At 50.4% G+C, this 22,714-nt stretch carries 15 protein-coding genes and 3 pseudogenes; 11 read left to right on the top strand and 7 right to left on the bottom strand.

Features of this window, described 5'->3' with window-relative positions; genetic code table 11:
• Positions 1–71 precede the first annotated feature (71 nt).
• A pseudogene (locus BMX17_RS14870) lies at positions 72–268 on the bottom strand (IS6 family transposase); the annotation flags it as partial.
• Positions 269–325: 57 nt separating this feature from the next.
• Complete coding sequence (locus BMX17_RS27525) at positions 326–847, bottom strand: CAP domain-containing protein (protein WP_394327911.1); 522 nt, start codon at positions 845–847, stop codon at positions 326–328.
• Positions 848–1,420: 573 nt separating this feature from the next.
• On the opposite strand from BMX17_RS27525, the gene BMX17_RS25235 reads away from it, so the two are divergent.
• The 6 genes from BMX17_RS25235 to BMX17_RS14840 all read left to right on the top strand — a co-directional run bounded on the left by BMX17_RS25235 (position 1,421) and on the right by BMX17_RS14840 (position 9,358).
• Positions 1,421–2,686, top strand: coding sequence for a hypothetical protein (locus BMX17_RS25235; RefSeq protein WP_139203540.1), 1,266 nt, complete (start codon positions 1,421–1,423; stop codon positions 2,684–2,686).
• 784 nt (positions 2,687–3,470) lie between these two features.
• The gene (locus tag BMX17_RS14860; RefSeq protein ID WP_139203539.1) at positions 3,471–4,883 is read left to right on the top strand and encodes a COG1361 S-layer family protein; all 1,413 of its coding nucleotides are present in this window, start codon (positions 3,471–3,473) and stop codon (positions 4,881–4,883) included.
• Positions 4,884–4,886: 3 nt separating this feature from the next.
• Positions 4,887–7,253: an efflux RND transporter permease subunit gene (locus tag BMX17_RS14855; RefSeq protein WP_092661455.1), complete on the top strand. Its 2,367-nt coding sequence runs from the start codon at positions 4,887–4,889 to the stop codon at positions 7,251–7,253.
• A gap of 2 nt (positions 7,254–7,255) precedes the next feature.
• Positions 7,256–8,077: a universal stress protein gene (locus BMX17_RS14850; protein WP_092661453.1), complete on the top strand. Its 822-nt coding sequence runs from the start codon at positions 7,256–7,258 to the stop codon at positions 8,075–8,077.
• A gap of 108 nt (positions 8,078–8,185) precedes the next feature.
• Positions 8,186–8,680 (top strand): hypothetical protein, encoded by a 495-nt coding sequence (locus tag BMX17_RS25230; protein WP_139203538.1) that lies wholly within the window; start codon positions 8,186–8,188, stop codon positions 8,678–8,680.
• Between the two features lie 72 nt (positions 8,681–8,752).
• Positions 8,753–9,358 (top strand): TetR/AcrR family transcriptional regulator, encoded by a 606-nt coding sequence (locus BMX17_RS14840; protein ID WP_092661448.1) that lies wholly within the window; start codon positions 8,753–8,755, stop codon positions 9,356–9,358.
• A gap of 40 nt (positions 9,359–9,398) precedes the next feature.
• Here the strand turns inward: BMX17_RS14840 and BMX17_RS14835 are convergent, their stop codons facing one another.
• The 3 genes from BMX17_RS14835 to BMX17_RS14825 are packed head-to-tail and all read right to left on the bottom strand — an operon-like array spanning position 9,399 to position 14,011.
• Positions 9,399–10,004 carry a TetR/AcrR family transcriptional regulator gene (locus tag BMX17_RS14835; RefSeq protein ID WP_092661446.1) on the bottom strand — a complete coding sequence of 202 codons (606 nt, stop codon included), beginning with the start codon at positions 10,002–10,004 and terminating at the stop codon, positions 9,399–9,401.
• Complete coding sequence (locus BMX17_RS14830) at positions 10,001–12,460, bottom strand: efflux RND transporter permease subunit (RefSeq protein ID WP_092661444.1); 2,460 nt, start codon at positions 12,458–12,460, stop codon at positions 10,001–10,003. Before BMX17_RS14830 ends, BMX17_RS14835 begins: the two co-directional genes overlap by 4 nt.
• A gap of 27 nt (positions 12,461–12,487) precedes the next feature.
• Positions 12,488–14,011, bottom strand: coding sequence for a COG1361 S-layer family protein (locus BMX17_RS14825; protein WP_092661442.1), 1,524 nt, complete (start codon positions 14,009–14,011; stop codon positions 12,488–12,490).
• Between the two features lie 1,101 nt (positions 14,012–15,112).
• Here BMX17_RS14825 and BMX17_RS14820 point away from each other — a divergent pair.
• The gene (locus tag BMX17_RS14820; RefSeq protein WP_139203537.1) at positions 15,113–15,319 is read left to right on the top strand and encodes a hypothetical protein; all 207 of its coding nucleotides are present in this window, start codon (positions 15,113–15,115) and stop codon (positions 15,317–15,319) included.
• Positions 15,320–15,494: 175 nt separating this feature from the next.
• A pseudogene (locus BMX17_RS14815) lies at positions 15,495–16,861 on the top strand (RNA-guided endonuclease TnpB family protein).
• A 177-nt stretch (positions 16,862–17,038) separates the two neighbouring features.
• Here BMX17_RS14815 and BMX17_RS25225 read toward each other — a convergent pair.
• Positions 17,039–17,839 carry a DUF7537 family lipoprotein gene (locus BMX17_RS25225; protein WP_139203536.1) on the bottom strand — a complete coding sequence of 267 codons (801 nt, stop codon included), beginning with the start codon at positions 17,837–17,839 and terminating at the stop codon, positions 17,039–17,041.
• Between the two features lie 254 nt (positions 17,840–18,093).
• On the opposite strand from BMX17_RS25225, the gene BMX17_RS25220 reads away from it, so the two are divergent.
• Positions 18,094–19,689 (top strand): hypothetical protein, encoded by a 1,596-nt coding sequence (locus tag BMX17_RS25220; protein ID WP_139203535.1) that lies wholly within the window; start codon positions 18,094–18,096, stop codon positions 19,687–19,689.
• Between the two features lie 43 nt (positions 19,690–19,732).
• Here the strand turns inward: BMX17_RS25220 and BMX17_RS25215 are convergent, their stop codons facing one another.
• Complete coding sequence (locus BMX17_RS25215) at positions 19,733–20,374, bottom strand: FxLYD domain-containing protein (RefSeq protein ID WP_139203534.1); 642 nt, start codon at positions 20,372–20,374, stop codon at positions 19,733–19,735.
• 1,341 nt (positions 20,375–21,715) lie between these two features.
• Here BMX17_RS25215 and tnpA point away from each other — a divergent pair.
• Both tnpA and BMX17_RS14805 read left to right on the top strand, forming a co-directional pair.
• On the top strand, positions 21,716–22,102 hold the full coding sequence (tnpA, locus tag BMX17_RS14810; RefSeq protein ID WP_092661438.1) for an IS200/IS605 family transposase: 387 nt from the start codon (positions 21,716–21,718) through the stop codon (positions 22,100–22,102).
• A pseudogene (locus BMX17_RS14805) lies at positions 22,095–22,714 on the top strand (RNA-guided endonuclease TnpB family protein); the annotation flags it as partial. The gene tnpA and the pseudogene BMX17_RS14805, both read left to right, overlap by 8 nt.

The following is a 22,714-nucleotide window of genomic DNA, read 5'->3' as shown; positions in this document are numbered from 1 at the left end:
AGATCTGCTGAGAGATGTGAGTAGATCCTTCTGGAAATTACTATAGCCCTCGGGGAGTGCAGGAGTAGTGTTCAGATTAGCTGATTCCAAGCAAAGGCGAACGATGGCGGCCAGTCGTCAGTGTCTCGCTTGGCTTGCTGAAACAGTTTGAGAATCAAAAAGCACGGTGGTTTCCCTCACGAAAGACACGTTCGACACTGATCCGATTTCTGTGGCGTTCGTATCTGAAATCAAGGTCATGTCGTTGGCGGGCTTTTTTACTGGGGTGTATGCTTGACGAAAAACACGGCTTCGTAAACACAGTGCGATAGTATAGATGGGCGTGTCAGGCACCACATAAAGAAATTGTTAGATATACGCTGCCACGATCAGTGATTACAACACCAATTCCAGCTTGCTCTGCATTCTTGTATAATAACTTCCGACGATCCTGGTTTGAACTAGTCCACGTATTTAATGCACTTTCTGCCACTGTAGACGGATCTCCATTATAGCCTCCTTCAACGTTCTCATATGGTGGTGCTCTAACTGGGTTGGCCACCAGTTCCAACTTCCCGACAGAGGGATCAATAGTCGAATAACCACTGTTGGATGGAAATGAACACCTCTTATTTAGCCCAGCCTCACTATAGCGATCAGAACTGGTACTTCCGCGCAAAGAGATTCTAGCAACACCGACTGTAGCCATATCTTGGCTATGGTTTGTCGCTATTTGTCTGAGCCGATCTGTAGGTGGTCCTGTATTATCTAACGGGCTACGACCGTGCTGAATCCGGTAACTGTTAATCGTACTTAGTAGGACATCCTGTAATTGACGGTTGGGTGATTGTGGTGATGTAGTCCGCATATTTTCATATGGTGTCTGGTTTGGACCTGAAATGGGGGTCGGTGTTGGATTGTCTGGTGGACTTTCTGTTGTCTGATTGGAAACTGGAGAATCAGTTCCGCTACTGAGCTGAATCCCAATTAGAATTCCAACGCTCATTGAAACTAAAATGAGCATTCCCAGAACAAGTAAGACACTCCTTGTCATATTGTAACATCGATATTGGATCCGTATCAAGCTTTCTTCCAACCATCTCTACAGGCGGGACGAGCCGAGCGGATCACGGGTAGTGGCCATACCCTCTGATTAAACGTGTTTCGTGCGCTCTGTATGGTGTCGGTTGAAATAGCGTCTGACGTTTCCACACAGTCTGATTTCTCCTAAAATTCAGGACACATTAGATATCCGCTGTCCTGGACATCCACTTGTCGGTACATGGGCCCCATGCATAAGTCGGTCACCGAGTGGCCGGCTGTGATCACATACTGCTGCATCTGTGAGTAGTAATAAGCCGCGGTATGACATAGCAAACTTGAGCACTCTCTTAACCCGCCACACAAGGCTTATTACAGTAAACAAGTAACGAATCGGTGCATGAAACGCTACGCTCAGCGAATTTTTTGGTTCACTCTTGCTATACTTTTGTTAACTACGTTAGTGTGGACCGGCACAGCTGTTGCCGAGACTAACTCCGATGGCAGAAGTGATAAACTTCAGGCCTGTGATTATAATAATTCTAATATTAGGCTCGGAAGGGCACCAGCACAATTCTCAAATCCGGCAAAACTGGTAAACAAAACACAATATAGTGATTTCAACCACGTCGCGAGTGAAGACTGGTTGGCTATTCAATTTCCAAAATCAAATGACACAAGCTGCTCGTATAACAGATCTGTTGGTAGTAACATAGCATATGCCTCCCCAGCAACCCCTAGCGCAAATACGACTCACACTGTCGTCCCTGTGGTGAATGAACCTATTAGTGAATTAGAACAAATATCGATTGAATATGAAATTCGACCTCATTTAAATAACAATTTATATAAAAATAACATAACACTGTTCGGTGTTGATGAAAATCAGGATGGATTCATTGAGAAATCATTGAATAATTCTATTGAATATGTATCTGCTCCTGATTCAAACACTATCCAATTCTCACTAGACGGAAACGCAACTATTCCCTCTGATAGCTATCTTGTTGTTCGGTATGAGGGTATATCTAATCCCGAATATACTGATACTCATACGGTAAACACGACAATAGTAGGGAACCGAACAGAAACTGATCGTGGGGAAATAAAATATAGTACAAATCTAACTGGACTACTCGGCCATGGTACTGAACTATCGATTAGTAGAGATGCCTCTCGGTTAGTTACTTTGCGCCCCTCTAAGACTGCAATCACTAACGACTCCGTGTATCTCTTCCTTCCCACCCAACCCAATATTGACCGAAGGAATACATATTCTCTAACTGTCGGTGATGGACAACTATCTAACGTGTCTACCCTCAGCCACTCCCAGGCTGTTGTGGCGAACTATACCGTATTTGGAAGGTTTGCTTATGTATTCTCAAACCCAAAAATAAAAAATGATACAATTAGTATACAAGGGTATACAAATGTTGCACCTGGCTCCATAATCGCTGTGCAGGTATATGATATGGGTAGGCTTCGAGAAAAAACAGTAACTGTGGACGGATCACAGTCTCTATCAGTCAACATAACGCTGCCAAATGAATTACTGAAATCAGATGTATTGTTTATAAATGTCCTTGATTACAACCGGAGCCGGTTGGGTCAGGGTGTATACACCAGACGTCGATTACCTACAGACTTCTCTCGTGAAAATCCATAGCATACCTGATTTGGTGGGCCATTGGGGTTATCAGGGGGTATCAATCTCTGAACCTCTTCGTGAGAAGTGCGGTCATCTAACGCTTGATCCGGTCGGTTTCGGTTGTAGTCGTGTTTGAACCCTCTAGCCCATATTTTGTACTTGACACAATGCCACGTCAGAACGAGTGGAAGCGGTCGACCCCCTTGGTGACGGTCTAGAATCACTTTCTGCTGTGGTTCTGGTCGGTATCGTTAAGCTTGACCACTCAATTCGTGACGAGTGAGGGCAGCCAAGTACCCGTCAGCAAGTTCTATTGTTAGAGTATTTATAATTCCTCGTTTCCTCTCTCTCTCTCAACTGTTCAGTATCGTTGATTCCGATATTGTATATTAGTACACTACTGTACTGTTGGGTATATACATAACTATTTTTTGACCATTGGTTGATAATACATCCTACGAAAAGTAATGTATAGTCTTTGATTACTGTATTATTCATCATCTACTATGATCAGACACATTTATTCACTTGTGCACAATATTGTGGGTTATATGCAAGATAGCTTCCGTGGACAAATCGTAGCGGGTGCACTGGTGTTGCTTCTGGTTGGGGCGTCCTTGACACTGGGCCCAGCGTCAGCGGCAGCAACCAGATATAGCGACTTCTCAGAACCGGAATTGGAACCAACGGTGCAGTCAGGAAACACGCTGTCACCGGGCGAGACAGCTACTTTAACTGTGGTAGTTCAGAACCACAAGAGGGAAATCTAAATTTTGACCGATCGATCGGTGAGCTGTCTCAAGTGGTCCGGACACACCAAATTAAGCTTGGCTCAGCAGGTACAACGGCGGCAACGGTCAAAACTGGGAACGCCCCACTTGACGTAAAATCAGGCAAACAAGGTCTCGGGACAATTCCCGCAGGCGGAAGTAGTCAGGCGGCGATTCCTGTCGAAGTTGCCGAAGATGCTGCGCCTGGAACGTATCACCTGCCGGTGACGATGACGTACACGTACGTCGACCAGATTATTGTTAATGACGATGGGTACTACGTACTCCGTGACACGGAGACGATTACAGGCCATGTGACTGTCCAGATCGAAGAGTCGGTTCGTCTCGACATCATCGAAGCGACCGGTGAGGAACTTTACGATAGTGCCGATGGCCGTATCGCGGTAACAGTCAAAAACGGTGGGACGGAAGTCGCCCGGAACACCGAACTCAGTATGGTTGAGTCCCCCCACTTTAGACCCTTAAGCAACGGGGTCGCACTGGGTCGTCTCGCTCCAGGCGAGACGGCGACGGCGACCTTCCAGACCACGGTGACTGGTGCCGAAGAAGCAGGGTTGTACGGCGTTGATTTCCGATTACGCTACGAAGACGAGAACGACAATCCGCGGCAGTCGGCAGTTCGGACGGCCAACGTTTCGGTCACTGCCGGTCCCCAATTTGATCTTACGACATCGACATCGGCGCTGTATGTCGACTCGACTGGCATCGTTGAACTGTCAGTAACGAACACAGGCAGTCAACCAGCGACAGATGCTCGGGCCCATTTACACTCAATGGAATCATTTGCGTTACTTTCGAGTGGTTCGAGCCTCGGAACGCTTGAACCGGGCGAGTCTTCGACGGCGCGATTCAAACTCGAAGTACCTGATCGGGGCCTTGATGGAACGTACCCGCTGTCGGTAACCGTTGCCCATGATGATCTGTACGGTAACACTGTTGAGAGCGAAACGATGTCGACTGATGTGTCAGTCGGTCCTGAGCGATCATTCGAGGTGGTGAATACGGCACAGCTCCCAGCAGGCTCGACTCAGACTATTGAGCTTACCGTGCGAAATACTGGTGAGACATCGCTGAACGATAGCGAAGTCCGCATCAACACGAACTCGCCATTTGAGACAGACGACGACACAGCCTACGTTGGGGCACTCGCGCCAGGTGAGACGGCGACTGTCTCATTTACTGTTAGTGTCGACAGTGCTGCAACGCCGAAAACGTACACACTCGATACGACCATCAAGCACGATAACGCGTTCGGTGAGAATGCCGTCGCCGACGTAGAGACCGCGCCTGTGCGTGTTACTGAGTCTACTGGAGGGCCGCTGAGTATCGGTATGACTGGGCTGGCAGCTCTCGTACTCCTCCCACTGTTGGTACTCACCGGCATTGTGTTTAGAACTGACCTCGGTGACCGCATTCTGCCCTGACCCATGACAACAACGCTCGGACGCGCCGTCCGCGACGGCCTCGAAGCAACTGGCCGGTACGCTGCAGTCCACCAGCGACAGGTGTTTGCTGTCGTACTTGTGACGGCGCTTGTTTCGCTGGGCGTCGGCCTAAGCGGCGTCCAGATGAGCATGGGAATGACTCTGTATATTGACGACGACTCACAAACAGCCGACAACTGGGAAACCGTCAAAGAGGACTTCGGCGTCGGCAACAACGTATTCGTCGTTGTCAAGTCGGACCGGCTTTACGATCCCGAAACGATCCGAGCTATCGACCGCCTCGACTATCGCTACCGCACAAACGTCGACGGTATCACGCAGGTCACCTCGATTGCTGATATTATCAGATCGGGTAACGACGGCGAAATTCCGGAGACTGAAGCCGGCGTACGTCGAGCCATCGATCAAGTGCGAGAGCAGAGCGAAGCAGGTGCAGCGATGGTTGCGCGTATGGTGCCCGAGCACGGAACGACGATCGTTCTTGCGACGTACGGAAGCGTCGATCGGTTCGAGCGGGGAAACTTTCTCCCACAACGCGGCTCTGATATTGTCTATAGCGAAGTGCGCGACGAGACGGCACTGGCGTCGCTTCCACCAGGGATGTCGACGACTATTACTGGCCAACCGGTGTTTGAGAATGCCGCGTTCGGGTTGATGCTCCCAGAGATGATCGCGCTGTTCGCTGGCGCATTTGCGCTTATTTTCGGCGTGATCTACGTCGTCATGCGCGACAAAGTTGAGCAGGGTTGGCACGTTCTGTTACCGCTTGGAACCGCGCTGACAGCCCTCGTCTATATGATGGGCGCGATGGGGCTGTTGGGGTACGATTTCAACGCCATCATGCTCGGTGTCATGCCCATCGCGCTCGGCCTCGGCATCGACTACGGTCTCCAGATCCACTCGCGGTACGTTGAGGAACGCCGCGCTGGTGTTCCCCCTCTGGATGCGGCGGGCGTGGCTGCACAGACTACCGGGCGTGCATTACTCATCGCCATGGGAACGACCGTCGTCGGCCTCGGTTCACTGCTCGTGTCCGCGGTACCTCCGGTCAGGCAGTTTGGTGTTACGAGTGCTATTGCCGTCTTCGCGGCGATGGTGCTGTCAGTAACTCTTCTGCCCGCTCTCCTCGTCCGCTATGATCAGGGAAGTCATGAGTCGCTTGAAGCTACCGGCGAAACGGCCCGCAGCGATGATTGGTTAGAAGCCGGTGTCTATCGCCTTACGCAAGTCGTGACCGGAGGCAAGCCCCTGTTGACACTCCTGATCGCATTGTTACTCGTCACTGGCGGTGCATATGCCTACCCGCAGGTTGAGCCACGGCAGGAGATGATGGACTTCTGGCCGCAGAATCTCGATGCGAAAAACGATATGGACCGCTTATCTGACACTGTCGACAGTCCCAAGGTCGTGTATGTAATGGTCAAGACTGACCAACCGTACACTTCCGAGACGTTCCGCGATATCGCGGCCTATCAGCGCCTGATGCTGGCGAACGACCAGGTCAACGCAGTCCAAAGTCCCGTATCCGCAATACGGGTTCGAAACGATGGGCGAATACCGAACGACAACGCAAAATTGGACCGACTCATCTCAAGACAGAGTACCGAGGCTGGAGTAACGAGCATCCAACCACCTGCCGAGAATCCGAGTACGATGCTCTTGACATTTTACGTTGACGACATCGAAGGAGAATCCGTCCGGACGCTCATCTCGGAGTTTAATTCCAACGCTGACGCGACGCTTACTACCGCCGAGGAATTGAGTGTAACGGGTAAACCGGTCCTCAACCGGAACGTTATTGAAAACGTCACTGCCGGCTTGACACCCATGACGCTACTATCGTTTTCACTGGGGCTTATATTGCTGTCACTGGTGTTTCTATCTTGGCGTATCGCCGCTGCACTTATTACGAGCGTGGCCGGGAGCGCTGCCCTGTTGGTGACTGGATGGATGCATCTCCTCGGTATCCCGTGGAATCCACTGACCATCACAATGTCATCGCTCACGCTCGGTATCGGTGTCGACTACGGTATCCATGTGTTCGAACGCTATGAGTACGAGATTGAGACAAACGGTCAAACAGCGGTTGGTGCGGCCGCGACAGCCGTCTCGAAACTCTCTCGTCCGATTGTCGGGTCGAGTTTCACTACTATCTTCGGCTTTGGTGTTCTAATACTGTCGCGATTCCCCGTTCTCGCGAATTTCGGCACGACAACTGTTCTCGCTATTGGTATGTCGCTCGCAACGGCTTTCACCATCTTACCGGCGGTACTCAGCCTCGGACCATCGCTTGGTATTTCAGCTACTGAGGCTACTGCCAACAGGCCGGATGCCACAAGAGGTGATTAACTATGTATGACACAATCCTTGTCCCAACCGACGGTAGTGAGAGCGCACAGGTTGCCGGCACCCATGCGGGACGCATCGCAAGTGCGTTCAACGCGACCGTCCATGTTCTGTCGGTCGTCGATCCACAGCAATCCCCAATCACATCCGTTGGTGATATTTCCGATTTGGCTGATCATCAACGGACGGTACTACAAGAGCAGGCAAAAGACGCGACAGAACAAATCAATCCTGAGTATGATATTACTGTCGAACGGCACGTTCAGATGGGGACTCCATATGAGGTTATCGCAACTGCAGTTACCGAGAAAGAAATAGATTTGGTTGCAATGGGGACCCACGGCCGCACTGGTCTTCAGCGACACTTGCTAGGCAGCGTCGCTGAACGGACAATCCGGACTGTCTCTGTACCGGTCCTTACGGCACACGCATCTGCATCACACAATGTTGGGTGCGAAAATATACTCGTACCAACTGATGGCAGCGACTATGCTGACGCAGCGGTGAATCATGCGACCGCACTTGCAGAGGCCTGTAACTCACAACTTCATCTTTTGTACGTCGGCGACGAAAGCGAGGGCCAATCGATCGTCAACAACGCCACTGTTCAGGTCCGTGACGCTACTGGCCAACCGCCGACGACTGTCATCGTGGGCGGTCGCCTCCACGAGGAAATCGACACATACGCAGCTGAAACCGGTGCCGATCTAATAGTAATGGGGACCCACGGCCGTACTGGTCTTCAGCGACACCTCCTTGGGAGCGTCACAGAACGGACACTACGAACAACTGATATCCCAGTGCTGGCTATTCATGGTTCTGATTGACACAAACGGCGATCAGATACGCTGAATAATCTTCCTGCTATCGGGTCGTTGTTCGTGACGGCGATCTCCTGTAAGAGTTAAACAGAAGGGAGCAATGATTCAGCACTGATGGTTGAATGTTCGGACTGGCGGACACCGTATATTGCTGGGCTTGTTGATAATCACGCTGGTATTGTGATTACGGTAGCGAAGAGGTCAGACAGTCGCATCGGCTTTGGGATCCAAACACAATGTCGAATCAAGCTTTCTGCAAAAAAGAGTCTCGATTTATTAACTAGCTTTTGTGAGGCTCACGAAATCGCATATCGTGTTGACTCTGATCGGGAGACAACCTATGATTCGTATCAGCTTATTGTTAGCCGCAGAGATAGTCTCCAGACCTTTCTTCAACTTGTCGTTCCGTATCTCGTTGTTCGGGATGATGCGGTTGATCTCCTCTGTGAAACTATTATCCCCCGTCTCAACGACGGGGATCATCGTGAAAAACAATCGTTCCTCTCTTTGATGGAAGACATTGAGACATTCCGGGAACGGGTTGGGCGCGCTAATCGGGCAAAATACGATCTAGAATTCTTCCAAAACGAATGGGGGGACATTTCCTAATATTCTTATCTGGCTATTTTTAAGATGGAATGCACTCAGGGCGACCACAAATGACTGGTAAAATAGAGTTTTATGACTGATAATAATAGTGGGTTTAGCGACACTAAACAGGAGATCATGCAGGCAACGTATGATGCAATCCAGCAGCATGGATATGCAGGACTCACGATACAATCAATAGCTGATAACTTTGGTAAATCAAAGGCGGCATTGCATTACCATTATGACACGAAGGAAGATATTCTCGCAGCATTTTTGAATTATCTTCTCTCTGAATTTAGAGAGACGATTCAGATCGACGAAGATTCATCTCCAGAGCAACAATTGTTGGATCTTGTAGATGTTCTATTATATGGGCCCGATAATTCTTCTAGCGAAGAGATTTTCCAGATGCAGACCGCTCTGCTGGAGATTCAGTCTCAATCTCCACACAAGCAATTATACCGCGATCAGTTCACTCAAATCTATCACTGGTTGGGGAATCTGTTTGTCGAGATTATCAATAATGGGATAGCAGAGAATGTATTCCGAGACGTAAATGCTCATCTGACAGCACAACACCTCCTGTTGATAATTGTTGGTGGAATACTGAATAGACACACTACAAACTCAGAGATGAGCCCCGACCAGATTCGAGAAATCGTGACAGCCCAGTTCCTACCCTATCTCAAAAAATGACTTCGAGTCTGCAGATATACGGTATCACTGGTAGTTCTCTTCAACTCCTAAGCAACCGTGATCGAATATACTCCTTTATTTCGTGTTCAATACTGGCAGCGTCCCCACTCTCGTGAGTTGTGACTGATAACACGATCTGTCCAAGAATTGTCGAATAGAGGTACGATGCGACTGTCTCTGGATCAACCGTACGGTATCGATCGTTTTCGATTCCCAATTCAATGAGTGTCGAAAAGTGGTTTTTATACACCGTATCTATCCGCTCAAACTCCTCCTGAAAGCGAACGTTCTGCTGTGTATTCGCCCGGAGTACAGCAATGGTAACCAGTCCATTTCTATCCACTCTTTCATTTGTAAGATTCAACAAAACACCAATCTGTGAGAGTAATTGCTCATGTGGGTCTGCATCTGTAACAGGTTCTTCTGGCTCAAGCCATTGCAGCAGATGTCGGAGCAGATCGAAGAGAAGATCCTCTTTCCCGTCATAATATGTGTATATAATGGATGTGCTTCTCGGCAATTTTTCGCCAATTTGTTGCATGGTGAGATCAGCATAGCCATGCTCTAACAATGCTCGATAGGCCGATTCTATAATGAGTCCTTTTGTCCCGGTCGATTTGATCTCGAATGGGATGTCGTCATTCATATCGGACTCACCTCTCGTGCCTCATCCCACACCACTAATGTTGTGGGCAGAATGACGACTGAAGCGACAAACGAGTACAGGACACTCAAGGCAATGAGAAGGCCGAATTGCCCGAGAATTGGTGTAATTGCGAGTACGAGTACACCAGTACCCGTAGTTGTTGTGAGCATACTTCCAGCTAGCGCCCCCCCAGTCCCGCTTACTGCAATTGAGAGGGCCTCAAAGAGAGTTGTCGAATCTCGGAACTCCTCAGAGAATCGATGGACGAGGTGTGCTGAGTAGTCAATACCCAGTCCGATACCGATTGACAGTGTCGTCCCAGTTAGCACGTTGAACGGAATATCGAGGTACCGCATTGTAGCTGCCAGTGCTGCAATAGTGACAAGAATCGGCACTAGATTTGCAATCCCGAGGCTAGGCCGCTGCTCTATGATCCAATAGGCGATTACGAGGAAGACAGCCGAAGCGAGTATCGCCAACGCCAAGCTAATATACGCAGATTCAGCAATGACATCTGAGACTGCCTTTAGAACCACCACGCTGCCAGTCGCTGTTGCTTCAAACCGCATATCGTTTGCTAGCTCTCGTGTATCCGCAGTGACTTCTGCCTGTGACGCATCGGATTTGACTGAATACACGATTCGGGCTTTCGAGTAGTCATCTGTTAGATACGAACGAGCTTCGTCTCCATACGGTGATGCATAGAGTTCGTCGTAGATCGCTGGCAAATTCTTGTCCGGGATTCCATTGTTATCAATGTCGTTTGCCTGAATGAGCTGTCGGAATTCCGGTGACTGTCGTTCGTACTGGTTGATGACACCAAGAATACTCGTGGCACTGGCACGTCGGCCATTACTCACGAAGGAATCCGGTGGGTTTTGATTTGCTTTATAGATGGATTCCAATGCGTAGTCTTGCTGCATCGGACCTTCCATATATATTGTGACAGAATCAGATTCACTGCTCTCGAAGTTCTCTTCTAAGAAGTTTATTGTATCTGTCACAGTGTACTCGCTGGGTGCGAGTGATGCTGGTAACTCCTCGAAGTATTCGGGATTCTCTTCTGGTGGTAGGAAGTCTTCCGTGGTGAAGCGGGTATCGACGCCTGTTCCGTAGGCACCCATCACAGCTGTCGAGAGCAACACAACGACGAAGAACGTATGTGGGGTTCGCCGAGCAATACCCACACCAACAGTCAAGACACGACCGACGGCCGAATCTTCAGACCCGATCGGTGCGATACTGAATGTCGGTAGGTTGTATTTTTCGCGTTTGCGGTCGATAAAGTGTTTCAGCGACGGGAGGAAAATACCAAAGATCAAGAATGTAAAGACGATCCCAACCGCAGCGACCAGTCCAAAATCACGGATCGGGGCGAGATCGCTCGCACCATTGGCAGCGAATCCGAGAACTGTCGTCCCGGTTACGATGAAGAAAGCCGGGAGAAGCTGGTCAGTCGTTAAGCGCATGGATGTCGAGACTTCTGTTCCCTGAACGCGTTCTTCGCGGTAGCGATTGACGGCATGGATTCCAAAGTCAATACCTACTGCAAGCAAAAGCGGTGGAACGGCGATCAACATCTGAGTAAATGGGATTCCTGCCCAGCCCATGAACCCAAATGTCCACAGTATCGCCATTCCAAGACAGATCAATCCGATCAACAGATCAAATGGGTCGCGATAGGAGACGATCAGGAAAAACAGAATGAGAATTACAGCGGCGGGAATTACGAGAATCAGTGAGTCACTGATGACACTCTGTAGTTCGGCAGAAATCAACCCACTGCCAAAGACCGTAATATCAGCGCCTGTTGATCCAACAATGAATACAGCCTCTTGCTGAATCGGTGTTAGTGGTGAGGTTCCCTGCGTACCTGCAGAATCAGAAGTCCCTTCAACACGGTGAGTAACGGTCGCAATAGTTGCTGATGCGGAGGGTTCTCGTCGATTGAGATCCTTACTAAGCAATCCAGCGATACTCGGCCGTTCGTCGAGTGTCTGCTGGGCTGCTTGTTTCACCACTGATGCCGGAGCAGATTCAACTGCGTCGATTTGAGCAGATAACGTTGTGGCGTTTGGATCAACGGTTAGCGCAACTGACTGTGCAACACTGTTCGTTCCGACAACGTCCTGAGAGTCATCTTCTTTGAGCCGGTGCTGGGCCCGTAGCATTTCGAGAATAGAGGACTTCGAGAGGACATTGTTACTCTTATGTATGAGGGTTGTACTCCCAGTCCCACGTTCGAAAGGTTGTCGCTCGAAATTATCATTCACCTCATCGAATGCTTCTTGTGCTGGAACATTCTCCGTGAATTGTGACGTTCCCGAATCAGTAGCCGTCATTCCGAGACCTCCCGAGAGCAGCAGCGTCACAATTAGGAAGATACCAACGACTGTGGTATCGCGATTGACGATCCAGTCGTCGATTATTTCAATATATTTTTGATAATCAATCATGTATTATGTGGCGGAATTTATTTGATTCTACTCCCGCCGCGTATACCAGACAATACCAGCACCGAAGACAAGAACAGCAACGCCGCCAATCAGTGGGAGTGGAAGCCCTCCGTCCTCTTCGATTTGCTCAACCTGGATCGGGACGTTGTACGTTTTCGAGACTTCGGTATCGCCATCTGGCATTTCATACTGGAAGTCAATCGAGAACGGATAGGTTTTTTCGAGAGCTCCGCTACCAACACTGAGCGCAACTGAAACATTCGTGGTTTCTCCAGGCCCTAATCGATCAATGAACACTTCATCATCACTACTGCTCAGTGGATCATCAAGGAACGCTTTCCCTTCGATACTACGCAGAGGCTTCTCGCCATTGTTGGTCACCCTGAGTTCCAGAGTGGTTTCTTCTCCAGCTATTGCTGTCTGGTTGACGGGTTCGACAATGAATTGGTCTTGCTGTTGCTTGATACGGGCGTTTGCTGGGATTAGGTCACTCGTCCGCCGCTCACCGTTTTGGTTGTCGTATGCAATCTCGAAATTGAATTGCTGGACAGCAGCATCTGCTGCACTGCTCACATCAACCGTATAATTCACGTGTGCCTGTTCCCCAGGCGCAAGATCGGGGAGTGCAAACTCTGGATTATTGATATTGAGGTTCTGATTGTTCGATCGAAGAGTAGCAATAGGAGCACTGATAGTCTGGGGTCCTTGGTTTACGATCGTCGCTTCTAACCCCCCTTCTCTGGCAACACGGAGTGTAGATTCGACATTTTCGACGTCGAATTCCTGTGCCGAGACTGTCGGCACTCCCGCTTTCAATGTGCGGGAGGTCTGATCAATTCCATCCGTATCAGTGTAATCGACGTTCAGATTGAGTGTATAGGCTCGTTGTGTTGCGTCATCAGCGAGCGCAACACTGTAATTCACGGTTTTGCGTTCGTTCGGTTCCCATGTACTGCCGGCGTATGCAGTTGAACTTCCCGAACCAGTCCCAAAGGTGAGTTCATCGCTCCGAGAAGAGGCACTCACACTCGCATCACTGGCAGGTCGGGTTCCCGTGTTTTCTAAGGTGAGACTGATATCGCTCGTGTCGCCAATCTGTGCTGTCGTCTCCTGTTCTACGACCTCGAACTGTGCTTGGTTGCGGACACGAATGGTGATTGAACCACTGACGCTCTCTGTGAAGTCATTGTATTCCGCGCCGGTGCTATCGTACGAGACGATTCGTGTATAGTCGTACTCGTATTCGACTGGAATTGTATACGTTCCAGGATCTACTTTTTCAGGTACAGTTATCGAGATCGGATCTGTCTGGACCGTTCCTGTCGGAACGTTCCCTGCTGTAACTGTTCCAGTTGAAACATCAAACAGTGTGTTACCATCTTTAATTTCGATAGTGACACCGCGAGCAGTAGTGACGCGGCTTTGATATCGTGAGGGGCCAGCACGCTTGATTTTACCCCGGTTAGTCAACGATAGTCGGAATTGTGATGATGTCCCTGGACTAAATTCTTCGACTGTTGAACTAATCGAAATATCGGGCTCACCGATCACTTGTCCGGAAGATTGACTAATCTGAGCTACACTGGCTCCTTGTGGACCCGGGTTGGTATCAGCACTGGCTGTGGGCGCAATTCCGACGGTCGATATGAGTACAGAAAACGTTACAAGTGAAATTATAATCTTTCTCATTGGCTGTTAAACACTGTAGATGGGCGCACTCTGTTATAGAATGCATTGTCTGCGGCATTTTGTTTGCAGACTGATTTTGCTCTCACAGGATTGTGACTAACCATTTATTCAGTTTCTTCTCTGTATCTCGAAGTCATATACTTTTGGTTATCTTGATGCACTTCCATTGGTTCTGTGGTAACATACTAAATTTATTTCTTTTGTCATTGAATAGTTTGACGTCGAAGCCACCGGCGAAATCGGGCCAAGACGGAACACTGAATAGGGGGTTATGGTTGATATCAAAATTCTTGAAAAGCATTACGCCTGTTACTATGACTTCGGGTGATGGACCTGCAGTGGGTGCAACACTGCTACGTGCTGGCTGCTCAAGTGCACTCTCAACCAGAGCGGCGGCTGATTGTGGATTCCGGCAGATCACCCGTTTTCATCGGCTAGCCCATTCGGCTGATATCGACCGAGCGTACGACACTGTTTTCCCCACGGTAATACTCGCACAAAATACCTGGCTTGAAACTTCGGGAGATCGCTTAGTCCACAATCACCAATGGAGAGTCTGAGGGCAGTAACGTATGGTTGCTGAACATCAAGAGAATTGGATGCCACGGCGGACTCGACACCAGAGTCATCATCAACGAGCATGATGGTGCTACGCGGTGAACCTGCTCCTCCCTTGGCGACGACTCATCTAATCTCCGCCCAAATCGGTCCCAGGACGACAATGATACCAGCAACCACCATAATGGCACCCAACCATGCTCCGGGGCCGGTATAGATGAGTCCGACGACAACCCCAATCACTGCCAATCCGCTTCCTAACACTAGATCTCCCCACATCTACTCGTTCGTTCATTTCGGATATCCTAATAACTGTGCCAAAGACGATGTGGGAAATCGCTCTGCTACCCCGCTGCTACGACGGTCAAATCGCACCGAATGTACCCTCTGATTGAGGTACTGTCCATGATAGACGAACTGGACTTTCTCGGTGAGCGGATCAAAGAGGTTCCACACGGGATCCGAGCAATCAGTACTGTCTCCGTTGAGAACCACGTGGCCGGTATCCTAATGCTCGTCCTCGGGGCAGGGCCCGCCATGCGATGGCTACCAGTACTGCTCGGGATTTGTGTGCTGATAGAGATAGTAGCGCATACCCCCGCCTTCCCGTGAGTGACGGGTGTTCCGACGCTCTGTGGGAACCGAGAAGCGAACAGGCGGGGTCGAGCGGACAGCAGGGGTGACAATACACCGTTCTATTGCAGTGCCGGATTTCCCACCGTTTCACTTTCACCCTGGATGGCCCAGGTATATGTCTCTCACAACTCACAGATGGAGTACGGCGACGATGGGCGAGGTCACGAAAACGCTCGAACTGAAGCTTGTGGACCCGACCGTCCACAAGCGACAGAAGCTTCGCGAGACACGGGACGCGTACCAGCAGGCGCTTCAGGCCGCCTTCGCCGCTGGCTGTGACACACAGTCAGCGGCCAACGACGTGGTTGTCAAGTACGACCTGAGCGGCTACGCGAAAAACGCCCTCAAGCAGTACGTCCCACAACTCCACAACAGCTACGACGCCGACGAGCTTCACGACAACCACCCGGTACGGTTCACCAACGAAGGCCTGCAACTCGACCATCAGCCACAGAACGCGATCGAGTGGTACGCCAAAATCCCGCACCACGAGGATTCCCACCTCTGGATTCCGGCACGCGCCAATCCCGACCAGCGGAAGTGGCTTGAAGCGTTGTACGCAGAGGATGCCGAGATGGGTGAGAGTCGGTTGTTCGAGCGGGACGGAATGTGGCATCTTCACATCACCGCTACCCGCGACGTGGAGGACAAATCTGAGGCGTCCGCCGACGAGCAAACGCCCATCGGTGTAGACATTGGAGAAGCGAGTCTCGTCACGGTGTGTCACCGCGACAAGAGCGGGTCTCCTGTTTGCCCCAGACTGTGGGCCGACGACGCCAAAGCCGTTCGTCGGCTCCGCAAAACGCACTTTACCGCCAAGAGACGCCTGCAGCAGCGCGGCAGTGAGCGAATCGCAGACTCATTCGGTGACGCACTGTGGGACCAGATTGACGACGTGTTCCACCGTGTGGCCCGCGAGGTCGCTGAGTACGCCGATCCGTCGAGAACCTAGTGCTGGTGCTGGAAGACCTGACGTACATCCGCGAGAACATGGACTACGGCGAGTACATGAACCGTCGGTTGCACGGGTGGGGCTTTGCGAAGCCCCACACACAGATTCGCTACAAAGCCGCCGAGAAAGGGATTCCCGTCGCAACGGTGAATTCCCGGAACACGTCGACGGCGTGCTACGCCTGCGGTGAACATGGCTCCCGGCCACGACAGGCGACGTTCAGATGCTCGAACGACGACTGTTGGGTCAGTGAGTACCAAGCCGACGTGAACGGGGCGATAAACATTGCAGACCGCTACCGTAGTGGAGAGAGTCACCGCCAAAGCGACCGGGCTTTCCGGCAGAAGGTCGGTGACGATGACTCGGCTACGGATGGGGTCGTCCGAGAATCGAAGATTCTCGTGATCACAGAAATCTTCGATTTCCGAACGACCTCTTTGACCGGGCCACAAGACAGCCACGCCGTTAACGAATCGCGCAGCGATTCGTTCGCACACCAGAAATCCCGGATTTCTGGGGACGATGCTGAAACCCAGCAAGAGACGTGTGGAACGTATGCGTCTTGAAACCAACAGGCCGCTACACTCGGCCTGAAATCCCGTGGTGGGATTCCTCCGCGTTCACGCGGAGGAGGAGGTCAAGACTGGCTGTGCGGACCGCGACTTAACAACTAATTCGACCACCGAAGATTCGACAGCCACAGAAAATTTGTGTACGCACTTTCTCCCTCTTCGCAAATTTTGTTAGGTTCCTTGTGACTGGTTTTGGACCCAGCCGGGCTGTTGGACCCGAACATCTCCATACTTGAGTGTCTGATACTCCTGAAACATTGCTTCTACTGTCCCATTCCGGACGCCTAATGTTGTAAGTGAGATATCTCGAATGAGGCCGCGATCGTCAATGGTCATTGATCCATTGAACCGTTCGATTACCGGCGGAAAACGACTAGAGTTAGACCCAGAGACATCTGTTATATTATACACGATTGCATCGTGGCCATCAATTGCTGTCGTATCAACAGCAGTAAACTCCGCTGTAGTCAGAAGCGTCGTCAGTAGATCACCCGGTCGTGCTTTGCGTTTATGAATCCCCTCAAACGAATCGACCTCACTTTCGCGAACAGAAGTTTCGTTTCCAATCTCAGTCCGAGAAAGTGATCGATTTGCTGTATAGTACTCTTCCAGCGTTCGACCGGGTAAATTACTCTGGAGATATAACTGTTGATGACTTCTGTTACTGGCGATGATGGTAGTCGTATTAGCCACCCCTCTAGCTGCAGCATGTGTCAGATTTATCCCAACACGGTAGTCCTGACTCGCTAACAGAGATTGCTGCGCGGTGAGGACCTGCGTTTCGTTAATGTGGGTGGCTGTTGTTCCATCCGGCAACTGGACGCCATTATAGACTACTTCCGGTTGGTCTGTCTCGTTTTGTCCGGGCTCAGTGGTTGTACTCGATGGAGACTGTGGACCCGTTGCGCCATTACAGCCAGCAAGAACAACAAGGACGGACAGTCCAATGAGGGCGGCTAGACGTTTGTCCATAACTACGCTATAACCGAAGTACCGGATTAGTGTTGTGACTTGCTCTGTAGTCACGTAGCCGAGAGATGCCACAACGAATCTCGTCCACAGATGAACTGAAACATGGATTTATATTCCCAAGTCGACTATCGGTGGTAGATGTGGCTGATGCTGACTCGTCACTGAATGGTGAAAACAACTGTCGAAGACAGATTACGGGTATTCTGAGCGGTATAACTCTGACTACTATTCTCCTCTGTTTCGTTCTAAGCTGTATGGGAAGTGCCGGTGGCACACCAATGCTCGTCGAAAACAACTCGACGATATCGAATGACACCACTCAATCGGCGATTCCTTCTAACACAGATATTACTGTGACTGTGAATGGTCGAGTGCTACAAAATGGATCACGAATCACCACTGGTGAAGATCCCCGCCTTGGGATATCAATTCGATCAACAACTGCTCTCGAATCGGTTCTTATCCGTATCGATGGCCGGACTCAACAAACGTACTCTCCAAACGATACAAAATTCTCGACAACAACTACACTGGATCTTCGCGATGGTGGCCATCGTGTGTCCGTGATTGCAATCGGAAATACAACTACAGTTCACTCGACAACCATCGTTGAAGACGCGATTGCACCTCGGATCAATTTTGAGGAACCATTCGTTACAACAGGCCTGAAACCACCGGAGCAAAACTACACTCTCAATACCTCAAATATTACGCTCAGTGGAGAATTGACCGACCGAAGTTCTGTTCAACGAGTTGTAATTAAACACCGCTATGAGTACACATTCAACGGGGAACAGACAGAACGAACGCGATATGTTATCGACGATCCTGGCAACTCATTCACACAGCAACTAACGCTTGGTCCAAATCGAAAAAACCAGACGAATGGCACGAATTATATCACAGTCGAAACAACTGACGCAAAAGATAACCACCGCAAGTATACGTTTGTCCTGAATATTTCCGATCAAGAGTCCCCGGATATAGAGATTCTGAAAACAACTCCACTGCATAAACAATCAGCGGTTGCACTCAAAATCCAGGTGACAGATAATGTTGGGATTTCATCGTTCGGTCGGCAGTTGGGGTCCGGCAATAACACGGGCCTTCATTCATATTATTCTGAGAACAATATCTATAAACAACAGAGAAAGTACACCACTACCGTTGAGATTCCTGCTTCACTAGCCGGAGATGGTATTTCATTGTGGGCAACCGACCTTGTTGGAAATAATGTAACGCTAAATTATTCCCTTTCCTATTCGGATTTTGTCTCCCCTAACATCGTTATCGACACGCAGGCTACCCAACGACTCGGGAACCAGACTGCAAGAGTTGTGGGTACGATTGACCAGGGGCGGTTTTCCAATGCCGAGATCGAAGCACGATTGGATGATGGAACGCTCTCGGATATCGTTGTTTTGCAGGCTGATGAAACGACTAGTCGTTTAGAATTTAAGGAATCTCTCGACGTTGATTCGTATCCAGTTACTGTCCAAGTGCGAGTTCAGGATGTGGCTGGTACGGAACATATTCAAAGATACCAAATTACCCGTCCGGATCCACAGCAGACCTCACAACCGACACCAAATGTCCCAACAGAGACAGTGATGACACCGCCCCAGTCGCGATCTACGACGACTGAGAATAAAGGCAGTACACCAACGTTAACCACCACACATCAGCAGAGGACAACACAGGTGTCCACTAGAACAGCAACAGCTACACAGAATCTCTCTATTTTTGAGTCGTTGATCTCGTATTTCGTATCTATCCTGCCGTATACTCTTGGTAGTGCCTTCTGCACCGTGGTACTCTATGTTATTGCACGGCGGACGCTCGCCAACTGATGGGAGAAGAGTTTGGCTCCTCGATTGCACCTGCAAAAAGTGATTAATTTTTTATACTATCTATCCGTAGTTCGACTCTCTTCGGATCTGATTGGTCCGTCGGTGTCCGTATTGAGGGGCTTGATGCGCTGAAGTCCCACTGTTCGTTGGCATCTAACCGATTGGATGTCGTCGTGACTGTTCCTCTAAATCGGTCCTCTGCATCATAGACCAAGCCGATCAGTTGGAGCTGACCACTGTAGTCTCCTGTTGATATTGTGCCAGTAACGGTAACACCTGTTCCGGAATCGGCTGTTAGCGCAGATTGTTCAACCTGGATAGCGTCTGGAGTATTGACATTTAAATCGGTTTCAGCTTGTTTGATACGAGCCTCAACGGATGCTACGGTGTCTCTATTGGTGGTTGTAACTGGGTCGTATATTGTCCAAGTTGTTGTTGTTGGAAATATGGCGATCGAATGCGAGCGCTGTTGAAGCAGTGAGTTGTTGCTATCGTAGAAGCTTATGCTAAGTTCTAGTTGTCCTTGGTCAAAATCGGTATTATTTGAGACTGTTATGTATGCCCACGGTACTTCACCAATGAGTGATCCAGCAATAATCAGACGTTCAGTTCCGAGGCTTGCATATGTCGGCCCAGCACCGGTATTTGACTGGGGATGAAGGGTTGCAACAGGATCGTGTTCCATACAGCCACCGGCACCGATAGCTATACTAGCGGTGAGCAGATATTCGCGCCGCTTCATTGTTTATTTATCATGTATGTTTCAGGACACGGGAACAATCCGTGAGGTTCCAATTAATCCGTTGGAAGACACTTACTGATGCGTGATCAAATCCTTTACTACTGAATATTGTCCTCCTTTGAATAGCTTGAACCGCGATATCGAACACTCCTTCGATAGGAGAGTGTTGTGCTTTCCTCAAAGCCCCTTACAGTCAAACCCCTCAAGTTGACAATTCCGTTGGTCTGGTAAGTTTGTTGGATACATCTCAATAGTCGCTGGTGGTGCATAATCAAGGTCAAGTCGCTGACTCGTAGCTGATCGGGGAACTGCAAACGTCATACTACGAATTACCGACTGATCTGGGTATATCGCGTCTGAGGTAGTATACGATCTTCGACCAAGAAACGTATACGGTACCGGTCCCGTTGGTGTATCAACGGTTTCATTATCTCCTACCCAGTGAAAGTCTGCTGGTGCGAGTGAAACGCCACTACTGCCGAAATTATACGCTTTGTATCGTATAATCAGCCATTGCTTTCCTGATGGTGCTGCCTCACCACCGAAATGATCACGAAAATGAGCCTCGTAACCGATTCTGAGATTGACCAGGTCTGAGTGAGGCGTCCGTGTCCTTGTCACGGTCTCAGTTGGTGTGCTAGTGTTCGTTGTTGGTGTCTTAGAGGTGCGCATTTGCGTTGGTGACTCGCTGGGTGTATCCGTGTTCGATGTTTGATGAGGGCTTGAGTTCGACTCTTCCGGTACAGTTTGGCGGCGAGTTTGTTGACCTTCGGTGGATCGTCCCGAGCAGCCAGCCAAGCCGAGGGCAGCTCCGAGAGCTCCGAGGAGGGCACGTCGCTGCATACGATTATCCCTCCGATGATAGCGATAAAAAAATTGCGGCGCTAACATCGATGTTTGTGATCTGTCGCCAGCAGAGTGTGCAGGAATTCATACGCTCTTGTGGCGTAGATTGTTGGTGACGATCTCGTGGATTGGGTGAGTTCTCTGAGATCTCTCGTTCAACCGATCTCGCCCGGTTCTGGATTGAGTGATCACGTAGTCACGTTCTTACAAAACCACCAGATGGCTCTCCACCAACAATCCTGTACCTAAGAGTGTATATCTACAGCCATCTCTGGTTGTGCGCAGCGAAGTGATAAAGACAGCGAGCGCATACCCCTGCCTTCAGGCGGGGGTTAAGCGGACACCATAGTGTGCCAATCCACCGTTCTGTTTCAGCCCCGGATTTCCCACCGTCTACCCAAGATATTTGTCCACCGAGATACATAGTGTACAATACAGATGAAGACCACACGGCACGCGACCTACAACCTCAATTACCACATAGTGTGGATACCGAAGTACCGGCAATCGGTACTCACGGGAGAGGTCGCAGACCGTGTGGAATCCATCATCCACGAGATAGCCGACGACAAAGGACTTGACATCCAAGACCTCGCCATCCAGCCGGACCACGTTCACCTGTTCGTGAGCAGCCCGCCAAAGCACAGCCCTGCCCTGCTCGCCAACTGGTTCAAGGGCATCAGTTCGCGGAAATACAACCACCGTCACGCCGACCACGACGGCGAGAAAATCCAGTGGGCACGCGGCTACTACGCGAGCACGGCGGGACACGTCTCGCAAGAAACCGTCGAACAGTACATTCAGAACCATGAGGAATCTGCTTGAAGTCACCAAAACGCTGGAGCTGCACCTCGTCAACCCCAATACGCACAAAGAGCGCAAGCTCCGCGAGACGAGAGACGCCTACCAGCAGGCGCTTCAGGCCGCCTTCGACGCGGACTGCACCACGCAGTCCGCCGCCAACGAAGTGGTGGTCGAGTACGAACTCTCCGGGTACGCGAAAAACGCCCTCAAGCAGTATGTTCCACAGCTCTGTGGCGGCAGCTACAACGCCGACGAACTCCACGACGACCACCCAGTGAAGTTCACCAACGAGGGCGTCCAACTCGACCACCAACCGCAGAACCACTACGAGTGGTACGTCAAAATCCCGCACCACGACGACTACCACCTCTGGATCCCCACCGCCGCAAACCCCGAGCAACGCCCGTGGCTGGAAGCGTTGCACGCGGGTGACGCCGAGATGGGTGAGTGTCGGCTACTGGAACGCGACGGCAAGTGGTATCTGCACGTCACCGCGACCCGCGATCTCGAGAAGCGGTCGGCGTCCGACCCTACAGACCGGACGCCGGTCGGGGTGGACATCGGGGATGCTGCCTTGGCTACGGTGTGTCACCGTGACGAGCGCGGCACCCCGACCGCTCCCGACATCTACAG

Source organism: Halorientalis persicus, assembly GCF_900110215.1.
Classification (GTDB): Archaea; Halobacteriota; Halobacteria; order Halobacteriales; family Haloarculaceae; genus Halorientalis; species Halorientalis persica.
This window is presented reverse-complemented; position numbering and strand designations above follow the sequence as displayed.